General features: G+C 45.9%; 27 protein-coding genes. 9 read left to right on the forward strand and 18 right to left on the reverse strand.

From position 1 onward, the window contains the following. Positions 1-5: 5 nt before the first annotated feature. The 6 genes from jag to BUC50_RS08995 form a co-directional block, all read right to left on the reverse strand. Positions 6-638, reverse strand: a complete 633-nt coding sequence (jag, locus tag BUC50_RS08970; protein WP_013048096.1) for an RNA-binding cell elongation regulator Jag/EloR — start codon at positions 636-638, stop codon at positions 6-8. 41 nt (positions 639-679) lie between these two features. Beyond that, positions 680-1471: a YidC/Oxa1 family membrane protein insertase gene (locus tag BUC50_RS08975; protein WP_013048095.1), complete on the reverse strand. Its 792-nt coding sequence runs from the start codon at positions 1469-1471 to the stop codon at positions 680-682. Between the two features lie 14 nt (positions 1472-1485). Then, complete coding sequence (yidD, locus tag BUC50_RS08980) at positions 1486-1746, reverse strand: membrane protein insertion efficiency factor YidD (protein ID WP_013048094.1); 261 nt, start codon at positions 1744-1746, stop codon at positions 1486-1488. Between the two features lie 6 nt (positions 1747-1752). Next, positions 1753-2148, reverse strand: coding sequence for a ribonuclease P protein component (gene rnpA, locus BUC50_RS08985; RefSeq protein WP_052292795.1), 396 nt, complete (start codon positions 2146-2148; stop codon positions 1753-1755). A gap of 2 nt (positions 2149-2150) precedes the next feature. Next, positions 2151-2288, reverse strand: a complete 138-nt coding sequence (gene rpmH / locus BUC50_RS08990; RefSeq protein WP_041459327.1) for a 50S ribosomal protein L34 — start codon at positions 2286-2288, stop codon at positions 2151-2153. 71 nt (positions 2289-2359) lie between these two features. Further along, positions 2360-4327 carry an ATP-dependent DNA helicase gene (locus tag BUC50_RS08995; protein ID WP_013048092.1) on the reverse strand — a complete coding sequence of 656 codons (1968 nt, stop codon included), beginning with the start codon at positions 4325-4327 and terminating at the stop codon, positions 2360-2362. A 98-nt stretch (positions 4328-4425) separates the two neighbouring features. Between BUC50_RS08995 and rpsT the strand changes: the two genes are divergently transcribed. Further along, a complete protein-coding gene (gene rpsT, locus BUC50_RS09000; RefSeq protein ID WP_013048091.1) occupies positions 4426-4716 on the forward strand; it encodes a 30S ribosomal protein S20 in 291 nt (96 codons plus the stop codon). A 62-nt stretch (positions 4717-4778) separates the two neighbouring features. Here the strand turns inward: rpsT and holA are convergent, their stop codons facing one another. The 5 genes from holA to radA form a co-directional block, all read right to left on the reverse strand. After that, positions 4779-5717 (reverse strand): DNA polymerase III subunit delta, encoded by a 939-nt coding sequence (gene holA / locus BUC50_RS09005; RefSeq protein ID WP_013048090.1) that lies wholly within the window; start codon positions 5715-5717, stop codon positions 4779-4781. Continuing rightward, a complete protein-coding gene (leuS, locus tag BUC50_RS09010) occupies positions 5717-8203 on the reverse strand; it encodes a leucine--tRNA ligase (protein WP_013048089.1) in 2487 nt (828 codons plus the stop codon). The genes holA and leuS overlap by 1 nt, the downstream gene beginning before the upstream one ends. Before the next feature lie 80 nt (positions 8204-8283). Next, positions 8284-9075 (reverse strand): slipin family protein, encoded by a 792-nt coding sequence (locus BUC50_RS09015; protein ID WP_013048088.1) that lies wholly within the window; start codon positions 9073-9075, stop codon positions 8284-8286. A gap of 2 nt (positions 9076-9077) precedes the next feature. Then, a complete protein-coding gene (locus tag BUC50_RS09020) occupies positions 9078-10412 on the reverse strand; it encodes an NfeD family protein (protein WP_013048087.1) in 1335 nt (444 codons plus the stop codon). Then, the gene (gene radA / locus BUC50_RS09025; RefSeq protein WP_013048086.1) at positions 10409-11749 is read right to left on the reverse strand and encodes a DNA repair protein RadA; all 1341 of its coding nucleotides are present in this window, start codon (positions 11747-11749) and stop codon (positions 10409-10411) included. Before radA ends, BUC50_RS09020 begins: the two co-directional genes overlap by 4 nt. 195 nt (positions 11750-11944) lie before the next feature. On the opposite strand from radA, the gene hisD reads away from it, so the two are divergent. The 8 genes from hisD to hisIE are packed head-to-tail and all read left to right on the forward strand — an operon-like array spanning position 11945 to position 18267. After that, entirely contained in the window at positions 11945-13150 is a 1206-nt protein-coding gene (hisD, locus tag BUC50_RS09030) for a histidinol dehydrogenase (protein ID WP_273311833.1), read from the forward strand. After that, complete coding sequence (locus BUC50_RS09035) at positions 13147-14352, forward strand: ATP phosphoribosyltransferase regulatory subunit (protein WP_013048084.1); 1206 nt, start codon at positions 13147-13149, stop codon at positions 14350-14352. Before hisD ends, BUC50_RS09035 begins: the two co-directional genes overlap by 4 nt. Then, positions 14346-14996 carry an ATP phosphoribosyltransferase gene (hisG, locus tag BUC50_RS09040; protein ID WP_013048083.1) on the forward strand — a complete coding sequence of 217 codons (651 nt, stop codon included), beginning with the start codon at positions 14346-14348 and terminating at the stop codon, positions 14994-14996. The genes BUC50_RS09035 and hisG overlap by 7 nt, the downstream gene beginning before the upstream one ends. After that, positions 14986-15555, forward strand: coding sequence for an imidazoleglycerol-phosphate dehydratase (locus tag BUC50_RS09045; protein WP_013048082.1), 570 nt, complete (start codon positions 14986-14988; stop codon positions 15553-15555). Before hisG ends, BUC50_RS09045 begins: the two co-directional genes overlap by 11 nt. Then, positions 15552-16166, forward strand: a complete 615-nt coding sequence (gene hisH / locus BUC50_RS09050; protein ID WP_013048081.1) for an imidazole glycerol phosphate synthase subunit HisH — start codon at positions 15552-15554, stop codon at positions 16164-16166. Before BUC50_RS09045 ends, hisH begins: the two co-directional genes overlap by 4 nt. Continuing rightward, positions 16166-16885, forward strand: coding sequence for a 1-(5-phosphoribosyl)-5-[(5-phosphoribosylamino)methylideneamino]imidazole-4-carboxamide isomerase (locus tag BUC50_RS09055; protein WP_013048080.1), 720 nt, complete (start codon positions 16166-16168; stop codon positions 16883-16885). The genes hisH and BUC50_RS09055 overlap by 1 nt, the downstream gene beginning before the upstream one ends. Beyond that, complete coding sequence (hisF, locus tag BUC50_RS09060; RefSeq protein ID WP_013048079.1) at positions 16879-17643, forward strand: imidazole glycerol phosphate synthase subunit HisF; 765 nt, start codon at positions 16879-16881, stop codon at positions 17641-17643. The genes BUC50_RS09055 and hisF overlap by 7 nt, the downstream gene beginning before the upstream one ends. Positions 17644-17646: 3 nt before the next feature. After that, positions 17647-18267 carry a bifunctional phosphoribosyl-AMP cyclohydrolase/phosphoribosyl-ATP diphosphatase HisIE gene (gene hisIE, locus BUC50_RS09065; protein WP_013048078.1) on the forward strand — a complete coding sequence of 207 codons (621 nt, stop codon included), beginning with the start codon at positions 17647-17649 and terminating at the stop codon, positions 18265-18267. Here hisIE and BUC50_RS09070 read toward each other — a convergent pair. From BUC50_RS09070 to BUC50_RS09100, 7 genes are read right to left on the reverse strand one after another with little or no spacing between them, the layout of a single operon-like run. Further along, positions 18264-19079, reverse strand: coding sequence for a PHP domain-containing protein (locus tag BUC50_RS09070; protein ID WP_244392437.1), 816 nt, complete (start codon positions 19077-19079; stop codon positions 18264-18266). The two genes, hisIE and BUC50_RS09070, sit on opposite strands and share 4 nt — an antisense overlap. After that, complete coding sequence (locus tag BUC50_RS09075) at positions 19033-19371, reverse strand: hypothetical protein (RefSeq protein ID WP_013048076.1); 339 nt, start codon at positions 19369-19371, stop codon at positions 19033-19035. Before BUC50_RS09075 ends, BUC50_RS09070 begins: the two co-directional genes overlap by 47 nt. 22 nt (positions 19372-19393) lie before the next feature. Beyond that, positions 19394-20692 carry a [Fe-Fe] hydrogenase large subunit C-terminal domain-containing protein gene (locus BUC50_RS09080; RefSeq protein WP_013048075.1) on the reverse strand — a complete coding sequence of 433 codons (1299 nt, stop codon included), beginning with the start codon at positions 20690-20692 and terminating at the stop codon, positions 19394-19396. 11 nt (positions 20693-20703) lie between these two features. Continuing rightward, positions 20704-21135, reverse strand: coding sequence for an ATP-binding protein (locus BUC50_RS09085; protein ID WP_013048074.1), 432 nt, complete (start codon positions 21133-21135; stop codon positions 20704-20706). Between the two features lie 3 nt (positions 21136-21138). Then, positions 21139-21504 carry a DRTGG domain-containing protein gene (locus BUC50_RS09090; RefSeq protein WP_013048073.1) on the reverse strand — a complete coding sequence of 122 codons (366 nt, stop codon included), beginning with the start codon at positions 21502-21504 and terminating at the stop codon, positions 21139-21141. Positions 21505-21561: 57 nt separating this feature from the next. After that, a complete protein-coding gene (locus BUC50_RS09095; protein ID WP_013048072.1) occupies positions 21562-22059 on the reverse strand; it encodes an adenosine-specific kinase in 498 nt (165 codons plus the stop codon). Between the two features lie 48 nt (positions 22060-22107). Further along, positions 22108-22938, reverse strand: coding sequence for an HAD-IIB family hydrolase (locus BUC50_RS09100; protein ID WP_013048071.1), 831 nt, complete (start codon positions 22936-22938; stop codon positions 22108-22110). Positions 22939-23010: the final 72 nt, after the last annotated feature.

Consider the following 23010-nt stretch of genomic DNA (forward strand, 5'->3'; position numbering starts at 1 on the left):
GTGTGTTAACGGCGTTTGCTTCTTGTAGAATGGGCTGGGCAAACTACTACTTTGCGAGACGGCTCTTCTCCTACAGAGCGTGTCATTACGCTATCTGTATCTTTCAATGCCAAATGGATAATGCGTCGTTCCCAACTGGACATGGGTTCAAGATAGGCAGGTTTGCCCCTTTTTTCCACTTTTCTGGCAGCTGCTAGGGCCAGGCGTTTCAGACTTGCCTCCCGTCTGGCTCTATACCCGTCACTATCTAATTTGATACGGGTCTCTCTGGTCTCGTCACGCATCATAAGATTGAGGAGATACTCCATGGCTTTCAGAGTTTCGCCGTACTTTCCAATAATAATTCCAGCATCATCACCAGAAAGGTTCAAAAAACCATCTTCCTCGTTTACAGAGAGGGAAAGTCTCATACGTTTAATAAGATCCCCCGCCAGTTCTTGCCCCTTTAAGACTGATACCGGCAGCTCAGTCCATACTTCTACCCTTAATTTTCTCCCCAATAGACCAAAAAAACTTTTTTCTTCTTCGATTATCTTAACAAGGAAGTCCTCCGGATTTAATCCCAGCTTGGCCGCGGCCAATGTTTTAGCTTCGTCTATGGAGCTGACTTCCATAATAAACTTGTCTTGCTCGGTCATGTATAATCCCCCTTCGACACTCTACCATGCCCGGGATACCTTTAATTTTCCTCTTTGCCTGCGGGTTTAGATTTATGTAAGACTGGCTTCTCCTGCATTTCCTGACTTGTTTTTTTGGTAATCCACCACTGCTGAGCTACTCCCAGGAAAGATGAAACTCCCCAATACAACAAAACTCCCCCAGGCAGGCTAAGGCATATAAAGGTGAGAAAGAGAGGCATAAACCAGCTCATCATCGCCATCTGCGGATTCCCCGTAGAACTCATCTGCTGCTGTGCCCACGTGAGAATACCAACAACAACAAGGAGCATGAGGTTCCCCAGATAAAGGCCTACTTGAGCCAACCCCGCAGGGTTGGCGAGAACACCAGATAGCACAGCCATAACACCTATTTTAGTTGTTTCTGGAAGAGCTACCGCCTGAGCCAGCGTTGAAAGGACAGATCCTTCAAGGCTAATGAAGCCAAGGAAAGGAACACTTCCAAAATTATAGTTCATCAACAAACGGAATAATAGAATAAGAATAGGCAATTGTACAAGAAGAGGCAAACATCCAGCCGCAGGGTTTACTTTGTTTTCTTTATACAAGCTCATAATTTCTCTATTCAGTGTTTCTTTGTCATCCTTATACTTTTCCTGCAACATTTTCATGCGGGGCTGAAGCTTCTGCATCCTTTGCATGCTAACCATTTGTTTATGGGTAAGAGGGTGAAGAAGAATTCTTACCGCCAGTGTCAGCAAAATAATTGCAATTCCCCATGAACCCGTTAAATTATGAAGGGTTTCAAGGATAAGAAGTATAAAATCCCCCGCTGCTTTCCAGAGAGTACCCACACCATTCACCATCCTCAGTCAGAATTGTAGATTTTAGGAGATATTTTTCTCTTAAGTGGAAAATCTGGCACTGGATCATATCCCCCAGGATGCCACGGACCACATTTCATTATACGGATTAATCCAAGCCAACTTCCGATCAAGATACCATGCATTTCTATAGCCTCAAGGGTGTACTGAGAACAGGTCGGATAAAATCGACAATTCTTTCCTAACATTGGAGAAATCCATTTCTGATAAAATCTAATAGCAGTCACGGCTATTTCTGTCAACATTTTAATCTATCCGTCATTTTTATTCTTTTTCTCCCACATATTCCCCGGCCACGACTCATCAAGTAACCCTACACGCCCTAAAAGAGCCACCATATCATCATACACGTCATAGGCATTTGCTTCCAGCCCTGCTGTTCGAAGAGAAAAAACACACCACCATGTTCCTTTTACCCATGGTAGAATACGACGTATGCTCTCTTTCAGAATGCGCCGTCCCCTATTGCGCACACAAGCCGATCCTTGGCGTTTCCCTACGGCCAGCCCTATCCTAGTTCTATCGTCGGGGGCCTCCACAAACAGCAACCGCACCAGCTCGCCTTTGAAGCGACTGCCGGTGCGGAAAACATAATCATATTCCCAACCCTTCTTGAGCCGCACAGAGCGTGAATATCCGAGCTTCAAAGCTACACAGCCAAACGCTTACGCCCCTTGCGTCTCCGGTTGCGAAGAATTCTCAATCCGCTGGGGGAACTGGAACGAGAGAGGTATCCCATTTTTCTCTTTCGCGGTCTATTATGGGGCTGAAAAGTACCTTTATTCACGACTACACCTCCCAGTTACAAAATAAAACATCAATGCAAAAGACCGGAAACCGATCAACCTTGATACTATATCACACCGTTTTCTCATGAGCAACAGAATTACTCTTGACTGTAAATCGTTGTATTGGAACTAAGGGCAAATCTTTCCGTATCCGCCAATCCTGTCTATCAATAATTCTACCATCAAGAATAACAACTCTGCCCTGATCACTTTTTGATCGGATAAGGCGTCCAAGAGCTTGACGTAGAAACATTTTGGCCTGAGGGAGAATTACTGTTACAAAAGCTTTTCTTCCTTCCAATTCGTTTCTTGATTGTACAACTGGATCTTTCGGGTGAGGAAAGGGGATTCTGTCAATAATAACCTGGGTCAACCCTTCTCCCGGCACATCTACTCCTTCTCTGAAGGAAACACTCCCAATCAGCACGCTTGAAAGATCTGATCTGAAACGTTCAAGAAGTTCTGTTCGGGGTAATTCGTTCTGAACATACACTGTGTAAGGATGTTGGCTTCCCTTAAGCCAATTGCCCACCTTCTTAACAAGTCTCATGGAACTGAGGAGAACCAAAGAACTTCCCCCGTTGTCATTACAAAGACGTTCTACTACACGACAAACCCGCTCGTCATAGCCTTTTTCTATGACTTTCAGACCAAGATCCACCACGAGTATTTTCATTTGTTTTTCAAGATCAAAGGGAGACTCTAGGACATACGTATCTGTAGGGATAATTCCTGTTTCTCTCTTCCAAAAATCAAAAGATCCCTCTACTGTCATCGTAGCAGAGATTGCAATGATCTTTTCTGCTTTTTGAGAAAGAATCCCCTCTGATACCTTATCCGAGCACAGGGTAGGTTCACTTACGAGGGCATCTCCTTCTCGCCAATACGCCCACTCAGGGAAATGGCCCACTGCTAAACACCACTGAAGAGAGTGGGAAAAAAGCCGAACCTCTTCTATCCATGCAAGGGCGAGAGCCAGAGGACCGTCATCCACGTCATAAGGTTTCTCATTGCACAGCTCTTCAATAGAACGCAACATTTTTAAGGCCGTCTCTATATGTGAAGAAACCAGTAATCCGCAACGGTAAAGCTCTTCGTTACGAACAGGGATAAGCACTCCGTCGGCTATGGAAACCTCAAGGAGCTCAAAAAGTTTTCTTCCTTCTTCTTGGACAGAAGAAAGTTCGTCCCGCAACACACCTTGTTCTTCCTCTCGATTTGAGAGGAACGATTCGGCAGTTGCGGCCCCTTTGCTTCTAAGAAGCCGAACCAGATCTTCCCATGAAACCCTTACAGATGAAATCGACCGAGCTGCATCGACCATACGGTGGGCCTCATCGCAGATCAACACATCAAAATCCACAGGGAAGGTTCCCTTCCCGTTCATTACATAGGCAAAATACATATGATAATTCGAGACAATTACATCCCAATTCTGTGCTTTCTTTAAGGCTTTTTGAATAAAGCACCTATCACGATAAGGACAACGATGTCCAAGGCAGCCACGAACTTGCGCGGCAACTCTAGGAAATATTGGAAAATCGGAAGGAAGTTTTAACTCTGAAAGATCACCTGTTTGAGTTTTTTTTAGCCACTCAGAAAGGTATATGGAGGCGGCACCACTATCTCCAAAAGAAAGAAAACCTTCATGTTCGAGTTCAAGGGCTCTTCTGACACAAACATAGTTGCCCCTCCCCTTAAGAAGACCAAAGGAAACATCATATCCCAATAGCTCTTTAAGGCGGGGGAGGTCTTTTCGTATTAATTGTTCCTGAAGGGTAATTCCGGCTGTGAGAAAGAGGATCCTTTTCTCCTGAGGCAAGGCCCACTTTAAAGCAGGAGCCAACAGCGCAAAGGTTTTACCTATTCCAGTAGGGGCCTCAGCAACAAACACTGTATTTCTCTGTTGCATAAAGGAGTCCCATATTTTTTGAGCTAAAAGAAGCTGGGGCTCTCTATATTCATAATCCTCAAAATTTTTTTCAAAAAGCCCTGAAGGGGCAAAAATTTTATCCATCGGATGCATGTTGCTGTTCATTTTACAACCTCTTCTCTATGGCGAAAGCATTGTTCTATTGCTAATATATCAGAGAGCATGTTAAAATGTGGTGCGTTTTATGGGAGGAGGTGAAGGAAATGCCCAATAAGAAATCCGCTGAAAAGAGAATGAGAACCAGTGAAAAGAATCGTCTCTACAATCGTTACTGGACAAGCCGATGCAAAACGGCTGCCAAGAGGGTTCTCGAAGCTGTTAATAATCAGGATGCCGAACTGGCTGGAAAACGGCTTCAAGTTGCCCAGAGCGTTATTGATAAAGCTGTTGTGAAGGGTGTTATGCACCGTAGCACTGGGGCTCGCCGTAAGTCGCTTCTTACCAACAAGGTAAAGGCCCTAGCGGGGGCAGCTCCTGAGAGCAGCCAGGAATAAAAGGCTTCCACCCATAAAAATTCTGAATTTTTTAGCTGAGCCAGGATAGGGATATCCACGACTCAGCTTTTTTCTTTTTTTATGCTGCCAATCAAGCGAAGAACTATGGTTTCAAGGCCAGCCCAACCTGCTCCGGCGCCAGTTTTTTCCCCATAAGAAAGACCAGTTAATTCCACAATGAAGGCAAAAAGGGTTTGTTTATCATAATTTTTTCTTGCTTCCGAAGCCATTTTACCTGCATAACTGCGAACCTTGAGCATCTCCAGTATATCTTTTTCTGAAAGAGATGGGAAAATATATTGATAAATAACTGGTTTTAAACGATTGTAAAGGGCCGTTACTAACATTAAAAACGGGACATCTTGATGAAGATGAGGGAAGAGGATCAAAATTTCTTTTCGATTTCCCTGACACACCCCATCAAGAAAACGAAGCATAGAGCTACGCCCCTCATCAAAAGAAAGTGCCCTTACCATTTCTGAAGTCACTGTCTGACCATCAGAAAAGGCTGCAATCTTTTCAATCTCGCTTCGCAGCTCTTCTCCATCTTCTATCCAGTCTATGAGCAAAGCAGCTGCCTCTTTTTCTAAATTTATGCGCCTGTCCCCACAAAAATTTAGGAGCCAACGCAGCCTGGCCGATGGCCAGAAAGGAATTTCTTCGGCCTTCAAAATTTCTGCTCGCTGGAGGGCCTCTTTAGGAATATATTTAGAGGGACTACCATCATAAACGAGAAGGACAAGGCAAGATTCTTCTACAGAATTGAAAAAGGTAATCATAGATTCCGGCAATACCCCTAGATTTTCTGCATTTTCAACAAGAAGCATTTGCTTCTCGCTAAAAAGCACCCGGTTTTTTCCCAGTGATAGGATATCTTGCCAGGAACCTCCTTCCTTGCGGCCACTAAGGCTATATCCCTGAATCGTGTATTTTTGAAGGGTCTTAGAAAGAAGACGCCTCTGAGAAACCTCAGAGGCGCTTATAATTACGATTTTGGGCACTACTCCTTCACCACCACATTCACCAGCTTATCTGGTACTACTATAACCTTAACAAGATCTTTCCCCTCTATGCGCTTCTGTATAGTGGGTTCATTCAAGGTTTTTTGCTGCAACTCATCTTTAGAGAGCCCCGCTGGCAAGTCTATTTTATGGCGAACTTTTCCATTTACCTGTATAACTACAGTCACAGAATCAAGGACAAGAGCTGCTTCGTCTTTAATTGGCCATGCACTCAAAGCCAGCCGATTCTGATTTCCAAGCATCTGCCAAAGCTCTTCTGTAATATGAGGACAGAAAGGATTAAGGCACATAAGAAGAACTTCTACACCCTCACGAAGAAGACCCCAGTCTTTTTCATCCTTTGGTGAACATGAGTATATGCTATTTAACAACTCCATTAAACGAGCAACTGCCGTGTTAAACTGCCTTTCTTCCTGAATATCCCGGGTCACATCCTCAATTGTCTTATGTATCTTTCGTTTAAAATCCCGACGATCTTTATTGACGAGGGAGCCCATTTCAACCCTTTCCATTGAGGCGTTCTTGAGCCCCTCGAGATTTTCTTCAATATAGCGCCACACTCTATTTAAAAACCGATGTACCCCTTCTACTCCCTGTTCAGACCACTCAAGGTCATTTCCTGGAGGTGCGGCAAAAAGGATAAAGAGCCTTGCCGTATCGGCACCAAACTTCTGAATAATCTCATCGGGATCCACTACATTGCCAAGGGATTTCGACATTTTGGCCCCATCTTTAATCACCATCCCTTGGGTAAGGAGATTAGAAAAGGGCTCCCTGGCATTACAAAGGCCCAGATCTGCAAAGACCTTGGTGAAGAAACGGGAATAGATTAGATGCATACAAGCATGCTCTATTCCTCCAATATACTGATCTACAGGCATCCAGTAGTTTGCCAGGTCCGTTTCAAAGACTTTCTTGTCGTTACGGGGATCTACATATCTAAACTGGTACCATGATGAACAGATAAAGGTGTCCATGGTATCCACTTCTCGCCTGGCATGCCCTCCACAAACCGGACACGTGGTGTTAACCCAATCATCCGCCTCCGCGAGAGGAGAGCGCCCCCCCTCTTTAACAGTGAGATTTGTAGGCAACAAAACAGGAAGGTCCTTTTCCGGTACTGGAACCATACCGCAATGGTCACAATAAACGATAGGAATAGGAGCCCCCCAGTAACGCTGACGGGAAATAAGCCAGTCGCGAATACGGAAATTCACTTCTCGCGTACAAAAACCTTTTTCCTCACCCCAATCGAGCATTCGGCCAATAGCTTCCTGGGTGGGAAGTCCATTAAATTCTCCTGAATTGAAAGCTATGCCATTATCCACAAAGGCCTCTGACATCGTATCCCCGTCGAGATGGTCCCCCTCGGCAGGTTGTATGACTGCAACCACAGGGATTTGGTATTTACGAGCAAAATCAAAGTCGCGTTCGTCATGGGCAGGCACACCCATAATTGCCCCGGTTCCATAGTCCATAAGAATATAGTTTGCAATCCATATAGGAACATCTTCGCCTGTAGCTGGGTTGGTGGCGTAAAACCCTGTGAAAACACCGTTTTTTTCCCCACCAACCGCTGTACGGTCTATTTCACTTTGGCTGATACATGTTTTTACAAAAGTTTCCAATTCTTCTTTATTAGAAGCTTTTTCAAGAATCGTATCTACTAGGGGATGCTCAGGAGCAAGGGCCAGGAAGGTCACGCCAAAGATCGTGTCGAAACGTGTGGTAAAGGTTTCAATTTCCTCTCCCAATTCCTTGGCGGTGAAGGTCAAACGAGCTCCTTCAGAACGGCCAATCCAATTTCTTTGCATAATACGCACTCGTTCCGGCCAGCCTGGAAGCTGATCGAGATCGTCAAGAAGTTCCTGAGCATAATCAGTAATACGGAAGAACCATTGCTCAAGTTTTTTCTTTATGACTGGAGAATTACACCGCCAGCATTTCCCTTCGCTATCAACTTGCTCATTAGCAAGAACCGTATTGCAACTTTCACACCAATTAACAGGAGCTTTTTTACGATAGGCCAGCCCTTTCTTAAAAAACTGCAAAAAGATCCATTGGGTCCAGCGATAATAATCCGGGTTACATGTTTCAACCCGCCGATCCCAGTCGTAACTACAGCCCATTCTCTTGAGCTGGTCTGTCATTTGTTCAATATTTTTATGGGTCCACTCATGAGCTTGCACACCATACTTGAGAGCAGCGTTCTCTGCTGGGAGGCCAAAAGCATCAAACCCCATGGGATGAAGGACGTTGTACCCATTCATCCATAAGAACCGTGCCATCATGTCGCCGATGGAATAGTTCCGAAGATGTCCCATGTGAAGAGCCCCGCTAGGATATGGGAACATCTCAAGGCAGTAAAACTTCTTCTTAGACGGATCTGCCTTTACTTTGAAAGTGTTCTCTTCCTCCCACACTTTCTGCCACTTTTGTTCGATAGAAAGAAAATCATAAGCCATGCATCTGCCTCCTCGCACCAGATACCTCTGAAGTCATATCAGGGAATTATATCCCTCATATGTTATATGTGCAAAGTATCCTATTCTTTTTCCTCTTTTTCAAAGCGCTTAATAAAGGGCTTGATAATATCCATTGGCAGAGGGAAAAATGTGGTGGAATTCTTTTCACTCGCAATTTCTTTTAATGTTTGTAAATATCGAAGTTGTAATGTAACAGGAGAAACCTCCATTTGCTTTGCCGCATCGCTCAGTGTCTTGGCTGCCTGCAGTTCTCCCTCGGCATTAATTATTTTTGCCCGCCGTTCCCGTTCTGCCTCTGCCTGTTTAGCCATAGCACGTTTCATCCCTTCAGGAAGTTCAAGCTCTTTAACTTCAACGGCACTGACCTTGATTCCCCATGAATCAGTTCTTTCATCAATAATTTTCTGAAGTTCGCTATTGATCTTTTCTCGTGAAGAGAGAACTTCATCTAATTCTGCTCCTCCGATAACAGAGCGCAGTGTCGTCTGAGAAAGCTGGCTCGTTGCCAACATATAATTTTCTACTTCAATTACTGAATTAGCAGGATCCATAACTCTAAAATAAACTACAGCATTCACTTTGATCGGCACATTATCCTTTGTTATGACCTCCTGGACGGGAACATCAAGGGTTACAATTCGAAGATCCACGCGGATAACACGATCAACCACAGGAATAACGATCACAAGACCGGGCCCCTTTGCCCCTATAAGACGACCTAAACGAAATACCACAATTCTCTGATATTCAGGAACGATCTTGATAGCAGACATAAGGATCAAGATCAGAATGATAACAAACCCAAAGGAACTTCCCAAATTAAACAAGAAATACAAAAGTCCATCCAACATAATTATATACTCCCTCCTTCTTTAAGAGCATTTTCCCTATCTTCTTTCTCTACGTAAAGGACCAATCCTTCCACACGCACAACCCGTACAGGCGAACCCTCAGGTAAGGTCTCTCCAGATTCTGTTCTGGCCTTCCACAGTTCACCATGACATTTGACGAGCCCTTCCGGTTGAAGGGTTTCTAGAACTTCTGCCTTATATCCGATCAATCCTTCCTGTCCTGAGTAAACCTGTCGTTTCATAGATTTCCATATAAAAACGACGGCTATAATAAAGAAGAGAGAAAAAGCGACAGTCATTCCGATAATAACGCTTTTAGAAACACTCAAAAGCTCACCTCCCGGAGCGCGGAAAAGAATCAGCCCACCAGTGACAAGAGCTGCCATGCCAAAAAGGCTCAGTATGCCTATACCACCTACAAGCAGGTCGACAATAATAACAACAATGCCAGCTAAAAGCAGTATCAAGCCAGCCCAATTAAAAGGAAGCATTCTGAGCCCATAGGCCCCCATCAGGACCATTACAGCACCAGCAGTCCCAAGAATAAATCCTCCAGGAGAAAGGACTTCCAGAACTATTGCAAAAATACCGGCGGTCAACAAAAGATATGCCACGTTAGGATCAGATAAAAGCTGCAGCATTCGTTCCCTTGGCGTCATTTCCACATTGATAACCTGATACGATTTGAGTGAGAGGGCTCGTTTATCCCCGCGCACATCAACTTTCCACCCCTCAAGATTCTCTAACAGCTCGTCAATATCTGCAGCCAAGAAATCAACGACTTTTTCTTTATGGGCCTCATAAGCGGTAAGAGATAAACTTTCGGTAACCATTTTTTCAACAACTTCTGCGTTCCGGCCTCGAACCTGGGCAAGCGAACGCATATGGGCCGCTAGATCATTCGTAATCTTACGTTTCATCTCTTCATCGGGCACATCTTTTCCTGACGCGACAACTGGGTGTGCAGCCCCTACGTTCGTCCCTGGCGCCATTACGGCCACATGGGCAGCCTGCAATAGAAAAGCCCCTGCTGACGCCGCCCTGGCCCCTTCTGGTGCAACCCACATGACCACTGGAAGAGGGGCATCGAGTAAAAACGATGTCATTGCCCGCATAGATGTAACAAGGCCTCCCGGGGTGTCCATAGTAAACACAACAAGACCTGCCTTGTTTTGGTAAGCTTCTTCAACAACACGCTTCATATATTCTTCCATGGTAATGCCCACACTCCCCTGCAAGGGGGTAACAATAACATTAGTAGCAGCAAAAGCCGCTTGTGAAAAAAGGGCAAAAACACTTAAACATATTATCAGAACAGACAGGTTTTTAACCTTCATGGCATCACCTCCTGTAGGGCATCTCGAATGTTCACTGCCCGACAGATACGTATCTCTTTCGGGAAATCCCCTTTCTGCTGATGACTTACAATAGCTTTTCTAAATCCCAGGCGCGCTGCTTCTCTAAGACGAGTCCCAATACGCCCTACCGGGCGAATCTCTCCAGCCAATCCAACTTCTCCTAAAAAACAACAGTCTGAAGGCAGAGAACACTCGTGAACAGAAGAAGCAAGCGCAACAGCAAGAGCCAAATCCGCACCAGGGTCTTTTACGACAAGGCCCCCCGCCACATTCAAATAGATATCAAACATGTTACACGTTGTCTTTGCTCTCTTTTCTAGCACAGCAGTGAGAAGATGAACCTTATTAACATCAATACCACGAGACGTTCGCTTGGGATAGGGAAAAGTCGTAGCGCTGGCAAGGGCCTGAATTTCAGCCATGAGAGGAATAGATCCTTCCATTACGACTGTTACCGCTACCCCTGGCACACTTACATCCGCCTTATTCCAATAGAGGCCACTTGGATCCTCCACAGCAATAAGCCCTTTTTCCGTCATTTCAAAGATACCAAGCTCATCAGTATTGCCATACCGATTCTTAGTTCCCCTGATCATTCTGTACGCTGACGTGTCTTCTCCAGAAAAAAGTAAAACTGCATCGACCATATGTTCTAAAAGCATGGGGCCTGCTATGCGTCCTTCCTTTGTAATATGGCCAACCACTACAAAGGGTATCCCAGTCTTTTTGGCGCTATCAATACATTGCTGAGCCACTGCTCGAACTTGAGACGGCGTGCCCGGCCAGCCATCTTCCAGGGATGACCTCATGGCCTGAACACTATCGAGAACAACAAATCCATGACCTTCCACATGACTTAGTGCCCCGTCGAGGTCTGTGTCACAAAAAAGATCAAGGTTATTATGAAGAGCTAAGAGACGTCTAGCTCTCAAGGCTACCTGAGAAGCCGATTCTTCCCCTGAGATGTAAAGTACCCGTTCTCCTCGCGCTGCCATTGCTCCGCATACCTGCAAAAGAAGCGTTGACTTCCCAATGCCAGGCTGGCCTCCGAGAAGCACTACCCCTCCAGATACCCAGCCGCCACCAAGAACACGGTCAAGCTCTGGAATCCCGGATGTAAAACGTTGCGGAGGCCTTACGTCAATAATATTAACAGCCATCAAATCTGAAGAACGGGGCTTCTCGCAGCCTGATTCGTCTATTTCTTCTTTCTCATAGGTTCCCCACATATCACAGGCAGAACAGCGCCCATTCCATGTTAGGCTTATGTTTCCGCAGTTTGAGCATACGTAGCGTACCATGTTCTTTTTAGCCATAGCTCATATTCCTTTCATAATGTGCCTAAATTGTATCCTTATTCTATTTTCATGTCGATACTTTACACTTCTAAAATATCATGATATCATGCCAACTAAACTTGATATCGCTCTAATAATTTATCATAGTAAAGGATGGCAATGATGCAATTCCTAAAAAAAGCATGCTCTTCTCAGAAAAGCATTTCTGATTATGTGAACACAACTGTTTCTCTCATTGTCAATCGTATCCGTGAAGAAGGCTGGAAAGCAGTAGAAGAATACGCACTTGCCATCGACAGCTATAAGGGTGCATTTCGAGTCTCTCAGAATGAGATGGATGAGGCACTGCAACAACTTTCGCTAACCACAGTAAAGGCACTCAAAAGAGCTATTTGCAATGTGAGGACATTCCATCAGCGCCAGAAAAAAATGTTTGAACCTTTTTTCTGCTCTATTGAAGAGGGTGTAACCGCTGGACTTCGTTTTTTACCTGTAGAGCGAACTGCTGTTTACGTTCCTGCGGGACGCTACCCATTGCCAAGCACAGCTATTATGGGCGTAGTCCCGGCTCAGGAAGCTGGTGTCTCTGAAATAGTCCTTCTTTCCCCTCCTACTAAAGAAGGAAAGATTGCTTCTGTCATCGCTGCTACGGCTTCTCTTCTTGGGGTTTCAGAAGTATGGACCCTTGGAGGAGCTCATGGTATCGCTGCCATGGCCATGGGCGCCGGCCCCATTAGAAAGGTAGACATGATTGTGGGCCCTGGAAATGCGTACGTCACAGAGGCCAAACGCATTCTTTTCGGGGAAGTTGGAATTGACGGGCTTGCTGGCCCAAGTGAAGTTCTTATTATTGCCGATGACAGTGCCAATCCTGCCTGGCTGGCTGCTGATATAGCGGCCCAATCAGAGCATGATCCCATGGCTGCAAGCACATTGCTTTGTACTGATGAAAAAATAGCAGCTCAGACCAGCAATGAACTGAGTATCCTTTTGGAAACTCTGGAAACTGCTGAGACAATCAGGCGAGCATGGGAAGTCAATGGCACTCTGGCAATATGCTCCCTTGAAGAAGCCATAAACGAAAGCAATGTACGCGCGCCAGAACATCTACAACTCTGCGTAAGAGCACCTGAAAAAGTTCTGGATAAATGTATGGCTTACGGCGCCGCATTTATTGGCAGTACAACACCCGTACCCTTTGGAGACTATATAGGAGGGACAAATCACACCCTGCCTACTAATCGACGGGCCCGTTTTGCCGGAGGGCTATGGACCGGCACATTCCTTCGCCCTCTTACATCTCTTTGTATTGACAGCAAGGGAGCTGCTTCTTTAGCGGAAGACGGGATAAATCTTGCACAAATGGAAGGACTTAAGGCTCATAGTCTTGCCATGGCCCTTAGGAGGAATCTTTCATGAACCGTCTACCCAGAGGATGTATGAATGTAGGGGGGGCGTTGGCCACATCTATGGACCGCAGCAGAACACACTTCATGAAACTTTTTTCTTCCTTTGGCTACCATCCTTTCTGGCCATCAGCGTTACAGCTCCTAGAGTCAGCGTGGCCTCATCTTCCTGAAAATTATAGACGGCGTCTTATAGCGCTTACCACACCTTATGGGGAACCATCCTGCCTCAGAGCTGATATTACCCTGGCCGCAGTAGCCTTTCTTGCGTCTCACTATGCTCCCGAACAAAGACCCCTACGTTTATGTTACGCTGATAGGGTCTTTAAACGGGCTGAAAAGCATGAAAACCGAATAGAAAACTTTCAGGTAGGAGCTGAATTGCTAGGATGGGAAGGGGAGGGAGCAGACACAGAAATACTCTGGCTCTTGCTGCGTTGGCTTGATGAAATAGGCCTTGACAAAAGCATTCTTGTAATTGGGGATGTTACCTTTTTAAATTATGCCATGGCTCATGTTGGATCCGCAGCATCAAAAGGGCTTTCAAGCTGTTTGCTGGGAGGCAATTTATCTGGATATCGCTCCATTTTAGCAACTGCCGATATTCCAGAATATAGCCGCAACATACTAGAGCGCCTTCCCGATCTGAAAGGTGGAATAAAGGTTCTTGACGAAGCGAATATGCTCCTAGGATCTTCAGAACATCTTATGCCTCTTCATAATATTCTAAAGGCCCTTTCTGGCCTTGGCTATGAGAAACGCCTATGTGTAGATCTGAGCCTTGCCCGCGAACTCAATTATTATAGCGGACCAGTCTTTCGCCTTTATTCAAGCCCTCAAGGGCAGGAAATAGGGGGAGGAGGACGATATGATGGTCTGCTGAATAGTTATGATCTAGAAGGACAAGCTATTGGATTTGCTGTGAATCTGGAAGAGACGGCTGCGCTCTCTATTCCCCCTGCAGAGCCCAGACGTGTTATGATCTGGAGTGCAAGCCTCTCCCCTGATGAAGCTCTGAAACGTGCATGGACCATATTGTCTGTTGGCTTTGACGGAGAAATGAGCTGGAATAAGAACAGGGATCAATCCTATGAGTCAGCCCGGATGAGAGGATGCCAATGGTGGGTCGATTTGGAAAAAGAAACAGTAACGCACCTGGAAACCGAAAAGATCATGGCTCTTTCCCAATGGATTAGGGAGGAGTATACGTGTTAACTCTTGCCCTCCCCACCGGTCGAGTTATGAAAGAAGCCATAGATCTGTGTGATAACATGGGATTACCTACGGCCGAGCTGCGAAAAGCGGGCCGTAGGCTCGTGGTGCAGGAAAATAATTACCGCTATATTCTTGCAAAGCCAACTGACGTACCCTTATATGTAAGTTATGGCGTTGCGGATCTGGCTCTTGTGGGAAATGACGTTCTTCAGGAAAGTGCCATCGATCTGGTGGAACTTGCAGACACAGAACGTGGGAAGTGCCGAATTGTGGTGGCTGGACCAGAGGAACTCCGCTCCATCTTTACAGGGCACCCATCTGAACTTATGTGGCTAAAAATAGCTACAAAATACCCACGTATCGCTGATATATATTTTTCTTCCCTTGGCGTTCAAGTAGAGATAATCCACCTCCACGGGTCTATAGAGCTGGCTCCTGCCCTAGGAATGGCCCATTGCATCCTCGATATTGTGCAGACAGGAACTACTCTTCAGGCAAACAAGCTTGTAGTACTACAGGAAGTTGCAAAGGTTTCTCTCCGTCTTGTAGCCAGTCGACAAAGCACTTCTCTGAGATGGCCCCAAATGTCGGAGCTTCTTCAAAGGATAGGACGACAGAAAGGTGTGGTAAAAGATGTCCACTGAACTTAGCAGGGAAAGCACTGAAACATCTATCAGTTTACAACTTTCTATTCCAGGGAAAGAACGCCACCTAGATATCCCTTGCGGCTTCCTTTGCCACATGCTTGATCTTTTTTTCTTTCATAGCGGCATTTCGGTGAAGATCACCGCTTCCGGCGATATTGAAGTAGATGCCCACCACCTTACTGAGGATCTTGGGATTCTTATAGGTCGGGCATTTTTAAAAGAACTGGAAAGCCGACCCCTTGCCCGTTACGGCTGGTGTGCCATGCCCATGGACGGTTCCCTTGCTCTCGTAGCTGTAGATATAAGTGGTCGAGGACAGTTTGTCTGGGATGGCTGTTTTCTTTCTTCTTCATGCGGTACATTTGACCTGGAATTAATTCCTGAGTTCTGGCGGGCTTTTTGCAGAGAAAGCCATATAACGATTCATGGCCGCCTCCTTGCAGTGGATAACAGCCATCACGGAGCGGAAGCTCTTTTTAAAGGCATTGGGCGAGCCATGAAACAAGCTCTTGCTTCAGAAGAAGAACTTCAGTCTACGAAAGGGGTTCTTACATGATCGGCATTATTGATTATGGAGCTGGAAATGTAGGAAATGTCCAACGAGCCCTATCTTTTCATAATGAGCGATCCACAATCCTTCGTTGCCCTGATCAGATCAATAACAGCATAGATCTTTTAATACTCCCGGGAGTAGGCGCCTTCGCTCCTGCCATGAGTGCTCTGGAGAAAGAAGGCTGGCCCTTCTTTCTTTCTCAATGGGTTGAAAAGGGGCATCCTCTGCTCGGAATATGCCTCGGGCTGCATCTCCTCTGTGAAGGAGGGGAAGAAGGCGGATATCGCAAGGGATTAGGCTTTTTAGAAGGGGTTATCCGGCATCTTGGAACTCAAAAATATCCCCACATGGGGTGGAACTCTCTAGAATGGATCCGTTCTGCCCAGGGCCTTGAAAAAAGTTGTCATAGTAATGACTACTTTTATTTCGTACATAGCTACGGCCTCCCTCAAACTAATGATACCGTAGCTATTGCAAGAGTAGAAGAACGGGAGGTTTCTGCCATATGTCTTCGTGATTCTGTCGCCGCCTTTCAGTTTCACCCAGAGAGAAGTGGCTCAGCGGGACTCTCCATACTTAAAGGCGCTATTGATCTTTTACGGAGGCATTCATAATGATCCTTTATCCGGCTATCGATCTCTATAAAGGGAAAATCGTCCGCTTAAAACAGGGCGACTTCAATCAGCGTACTGACTACGCTCTTGCTCCCATAACAGCAGCAAAGGCTTTCCTCAGAGCTGGCAGTTCATGGGTCCACATTATTGATCTGGAAGGAGCGCAAGCAGGGCATCCGGCCCACCTTCAAGTGATCGAACCCTTAAAGAACCTTGGCCTTATGGTTCAATACGGAGGAGGCCTGCGGTCTCTTCAAAATGTGGAAGAAGGTTTTAGAGCGGGTGCCAATCGTCTATATGTAGGCAGTCTCCTCGCAGAAAATAGAGAAATTGCCCCCGAACTTTTCTCTTTATGGGGAGACAGGATCATTCCAGCTGTTGATATTAAAGATGGCAAAGTAGCTGTCAAAGGGTGGACTTGCACTTCTTCCTCCTCTCCCCTGGCCTATCTTTCTTTTTTATATTCAGCTGGTTACAGGACTGTCCTTGTTACATCTGTAAATAGAGACGGAACAGGGTTGGGACCGGATCTTTCCCTCTACTCCAAACTATCACTGGAATTCCCAGGTTTTTCTATTATTGCAGCGGGGGGCATATCTTCAATAAAAGAACTGGAAGACCTCCGGGCTTTAAACATTGCTGGAGCAGTGCTTGGAAAAGTGTTGTATGAAAAAGATTTTAATCTGTGCGAAGCATTGAAGAGGGTGATGTCATGTTAACAAAAAGAATTATTCCCTGTCTCGATGTAAAAAACGGACGGGTTGTAACTGGAATAAATTTTGTAAATCTTAAAGATACAGGCAACCCCGCAGAAATGGCATTGCGTTACATGGAGGAACAGGCCGACGAGCTTGTCTTTCTTGACATCTCCGCATCTGTAGAAAGACGTTGCACCATGAAAAGCTGGGTAAAAGAGGTGGCTGACCGTATCTTTATTCCTTTCACCGTAGGCGGAGGCATCTCTTCTGCAGAACAGGCTCGGGAAATTATTGCCCTTGGAGCAGACAAGATTGCCCTCAACACCGCCGCAGTTAAAAATCCCGAAATAATCGAAGAATGTGCCGCACTGCTGGGACGGCAGGCTATTGTTCTTGCTATTGATGTAAAAGAGGTGAAACCGGGCCGCTGGGAAGTTTATATTGAGGGGGGACAAACACCCACTGGGATTGATGCTCTTCAATGGATTCGTCAGGGTGTAGACCTGGGATGTGGGGAAATTCTGCTCACATCCATGGATCGTGACGGTACCAAAATAGGTTACGACATCCCTCTTCTCTCGCAGGTCGCAACTATGGTTCCTGTTCCCATAATAGCGTCGGGAGGAGCGGGTACGAAAGAACATATCCTCGAAGCTTTTAACGTTGGTTGCGATGGAGCTTTGGCCGCATCCATCTTCCATTTTGGAATTGTAGACATACCCGACCTTAAAAAGTGGCTGAAAGAGCAGCATATTGCCATACGTTATCTGGAGGCATAAGCCATGATTGATTACACCAACATCAACTTCGATGAAAAGGGACTCATTCCCGTAGTGGTGCAAGATGGAGAAAGTGGAGAGGTCCTTATGGTGGCCTATGCAAATCGTCAATCCCTTGAGGAAACAGAAAAAAGAAAAGAAATGGTCTTTTGGAGCCGTTCCCGACAGTTACTTTGGCACAAAGGAGAGACAAGTGGCAATACATTGAGAGTCATGGAATTACGTCTAGATTGTGATGGGGATGCTATCCTGGCCGTAGTCGAGCCAGCAGGTCCCGCATGCCATACAGGTGAGGTGTCATGTTTTTTCCGCACACTTACAGAGGAAATGCCCGGGAAGGCAACATTCCCTGGCCAACTTTGGAAATATCTGAAAGAACGTCAGCATCATAACCCCAAAGAAAGCTACACTGCCAGTTTAATTCAATCGGGCCCCAAAAGGGCAGCACAAAAAATAGGGGAAGAGGGAGTGGAAACTGCTCTAGCTATTGCTGTCGGTGAGAGAGATGAAGTGATCTATGAGGCAGCAGATCTAGTGTATCATTTGATGGTCGGCCTTCTCTCATCTGGCGTTTCTCTGCAGGAAATCTGGGCCGAATTAGAAAAACGCCATTCCAGTCATTAGAAATAATTGGGCCAGGGACCAATTACACATCGGCCATCTTCTTTTCTGATAGCTTTTGCAATTTCATCGAAAGTAGGTTCCGCCAGAAGAAGGACCGAACAGTTTTCTACACAGAGGCTTCTCAACCAATGGGAGTCCGAGGAACGGATAAATGTCCATTCTGGATATTCCTCTCGGAAAACCTCGACTTCTTCTGAGGAACATCGCCAGGAGATCTCAAGGGCATCGGCGGGAAAGGAGGAAGGGATTGGCCCTAGTACTGCCGTATAGGAAAAAGATGGCCTGTCAATATGGGCAAGGATCACAAGGCCTCCCCTTCCCTTCGCTTCGAGGGCTACTTCATCAACAGAATATCCCACCCCCTGGACAAGTAATATTTCCTCTTCGTCAAGAATATCGTCCTTCTCGGAAATCACCAATTGATCACCAAACACCTCCGGGCGGTTTCTAAGGCCTGGCATACGCTCCCACAGCCACCGCTGATAATCTGAGGCAACCTGGCAATCTCTGAAAAGGGTGACTATGTGTATATCTTCTGCCGTTTGAACTTCAAGACCGGGGATCACTACTGGGCTCCCACCTGCAGCCTTTGTAATAGCAGGCACGTTCAGAGCAGAATTATGATCGGTAATGGCAATGATCTGAATTCCTTCCTGCCGCGCTTTTGATACAATATCATGGGCTCCCATTTCAAGTTCGCCACAAGGGGATAGCACCGTATGGATGTGAAGGTCTACATAATAAGGCCTTAACTTCAACTTCGTATCACAAAGCACGTAGGCCCATTTCATAAAGCCGTCCGCAAATTTCATATACAGAAAGGGACGAACTGGCGAGGGTCAGATCTTCTTCCTTGCAGCGTTCTATAAGATCTTCTGCCGGCCTGCGGCCTCCCGCAATAATAATAAAAGGAACATCCTTTAGCACGGCAACTGCAGCGATGTTCAAATGGGTCTGAATAGTGATCCATACCCATTTTTCCCTTGCTGAAGCCATAATAAAACTGAGCAAGTCACCCGCAAGAGCACCGCTGATCTCTATTTCTGGTCGCCCAAGGGACACAACTTCAAGCTCCAGGCTATCAATAATGTACTGAATATTCACACTCCTTCCCCCCTTTTATGATCTATGATCCGTAGGCATGAGGCACTTTCCCCGAAAGTTCCGAGATCTCCTTGCTCAAATCATGGATCCGGTCTCTAAGTTTAAAAATGCAGTCTGTCATTTCTCCTTTGCCTCGCACAATATCCTCAGCCATGGCTCGACAGGAAGGTCGTCCGCAAGAACCACAATCAATGTGAGGCAACTCAGCGTAAATAGCATTCATTTCCTTAAGCTTCGCCATGGCTTCTCCCAAATCACTGGAAAGTGGGAGACGCTGTTTCGGTTGAATGGCCTGTTCTAGCTCCCATACGCCTTTCTTATACCATTTTTCAATGTGAGTCTTTTCCTCATCTGTCACTTTCCAATCTACTTTCATTGCGTCAATACGAAGGCGGGATAAAAAACGGGATTCATGGGTCCCTACCCCTCCAATACATCCAAGGTCACAGGCCCTGCACTCCACATAATCCACTCCTCGCAACCTTCCTAATTCAAGCTCTGTCAGGAGGTCTATAGTATTCCTCAAACCGGAAACGGAAACCGTGCGAAGAGGACGGCGGGCGAAAGAAGAAATATGGCGAGATTCACCGCCAGTAATAGACCACTTAATCCATCGATCATTGATCTTATGGGATTCTTCACCAGACATTTTAGGGCTTCCCGCCAAAATATCATGAACTACCCGTCTTATTGAAACAGAGTAGGCTATAGAACTGAGTTCGCGCCCTACAGGATTTCGAACGAGGGTTGTTTTTGCTGGACATGGCGAAATGAGAGTTAGTTCATCTTTTCGGCCAGTCACTTGGCGCCAGATAATAACACTTGATTCCAGTGGGGATTCTACGGGGACAAGACGACCTATAAGCTCTGGAAAATTTATCTGTATCAGACGAATAACTGCTGGGCAATAGGTAGAGATAAAGGGGAGATGCTCTTGTCTTTCTGATTCCACAAGGCGCGCAATAGCATATGCCGCTACATCAAAAGCTAATGCTTCACAGTCGAGGATATCCTCCATTTCCGTTGCATGAAGAGCTTCTTTCATGAGAAAGGGTGACCCGCAGGACCCTATCTGAACATAAAAACAGGGATCAGCAATGAGAACAAGTTTTTTTTGGGATCTCAGAAGCTCCCATTCATCTTCATTGAGTATGATAGCCTTTTCTTTGCATTTACGAATGCATTCTCCGCAATCTATGCAAAGATCAGAGATAATGTGCACACATCCAGTCAACACTCGCATTGCCTCCGTGGGACATGTCTTTATACAATTGGCACAGCCTCGGCATCGAACTTCCTGTACTCTTACCCCTCCAGCCATGAGCTTACCTCCTACTCTTTTTGAAAGAAAATAGTCGCGCTCAAAACCGTCCCTTTCCCTACTGCAGAATCAATGGACATTTCATCAGAATGTCGTTTAATATTAGGCAATCCCATACCAGCACCAAAGCCTAGCTCTCGTATTTCATCTGTCGCAGTGGAATATCCTTCCTGCATAGCAAGACCTATATCAGCTATTCCTGGCCCCCTGTCAATAGCCCACACCTCAAGTTTGTCTGTATAAACTACAAGGCGTATAACACCGCCGCCACCGTGGAGGACCAGGTTCATTTCCGATTCGTAAGCCACAATAGATGCCCTGCGGGCCACTATAGAGGGAATACCTAGCATTTTCATTGCTGCCTTGAATTGGGTAGATGCCTCGCCTATAGTGCTAAAGTCACGGCCTGCCACTACATATTCTTCAATATATGGTTCATTCACAACTTACACCTCTCTCGCCGGGATATTGCACGGCAACACTCCTTCTCTGAAAAGAACACCACAGGTCTCAAACATGCTACAGTGACTTAGTATCACTGGCATGCCTAATTGGGATGCCAGTTTGATAGCAGGCTCCTGGGGGCGCTTCCCCCGAACAAAGACCACTGCTGGAATATCAAGCATTTGGGCCGTTCGAATTATTTGGACATTCGTAAGCCCAGTAAGCAAAAGAGAACCTGGTCTCGCAAAGGCTAAGACGTCACTCATCAAATCTGCACCATAAGCATACTCTATCTCGATAGAATCGAGCAGTTCTTCGCCATATAGAACGTCTCCATTAATATGCTCTACCACTTCGCGGAGCTTCATCCTCAGACCCCCTAGTTAACCATTTCTTCTACTATACAACCGTCGCTTTATCCCTTCCTATCGCTTATATCCTATAATGTCACGCAATAACCCTTTCCGCGCTGCTATATGATCGTCACCTTCTACCCCTTTGGGAAGAAAGCCATCTATGACCCCCACAACTCCACGCCCCTGGTGAGACTCACAGATAACAACCTGAATGGGGTTAGCGGTTGCAGCAAAAACATGACATACTTCCTGACAGTTCTTGATACGATCCAGAACATTAATAGGATAACCATTTCTCAAAACTATTATAAAGGTATGCCCCGCACTCAATCTTTGAATGTTTTCTACGGCTATTTTCTTAAGGTCTTCTGCATTTCCGTCGTGCCGTATAAGACAGTCTCCAGAAGCTTCACAGAAAGCGATGCCAAACTGAAGGGAAGAAGACGCTGTGATAAGGGCTTCGTATAGGTCTTCAATGGTTTTAATAAAATGGCTTTGCCCTAGAATAATATTACAATCCTCTGGAAATTCCATTTGTTCAAGAACCCATTTTTTAATCTCAGCCATGAGTATCCTCCTTATTAATTATGGTCGGAGAGTTAATTATTTGCTTTTTTATAATACTACACGTTTTGTTCTACTGCTATTGGTCCAATGGCCTGAAAGTAGAAAATCTATAAGGCGGACAAACCCCTGCGCATGGGCAGGGGGCATCACTACATGGGCACGCTCCAGTATTTGCGGCACAGCATCACGGGGCGCCACCCTAAGATGGGCTATATCGAAAAGAGCCAAATCATTACAGTGGTCTCCTGCAGCCACAAGAATCTCAGGGCCTGGTTGAAGCTGATCCACGTAATGAGAAAGTGCTGCCCCCTTAGAAACGCCAAGAGGAACAACATCAAGAAAATTCTTTCCAGAACGCATTACGTCAACATGGTCATGCAATGTCTCTCCAATGCGCTCTTCCAATTGCAGAACCTCATGTTCGCTGCCATAAAAAATAATACGAAAAACCCGTTCGTCTACATGGGGAGTCTGCAAATTATCGTATACTGGCACGTCTGCTTCTGTCAAAAAAAGGCGGGTTTCCTTGTCTTTTTTTCTGCATATAGCCGCCTCATCTGTAAAGATCTGAAGCTCAAGAGGGGCACTCCAGCCCTCTGTCAGCACCATATCGACAGCACGAGAAGACAAAGCAGCTTCCCACAGGGACTTTCCCGTGAGAGGATCCATGAGACGGGCTCCGTCATATACTATGGCAGGAAGCCATGCTCCAATGGCTTTAATATGGTTCTTAGAAGTGGCAAGGATCCGACCTGTCGCTACCATAATTTCCCAGCCGTTCTCTCTGAGACGAGTACAGGCGGCCGCCACATCTGGATGAACCTCTTCTCCATGAGAAAGGGTGCCGTCTATGTCCGTTACAAGTATCCTTTTTTTCATATTAAATCCCTCTCTGTAATTATTACCATATATAAAAACAGGGTTGCGCCGGCAAGGGGCACAACCCTGAAC

It is taken from the genome of Aminobacterium sp. EBM-42 (assembly GCF_001896635.1).
GTDB lineage: Bacteria > Synergistota > Synergistia > Synergistales > Aminobacteriaceae > Aminobacterium > Aminobacterium colombiense.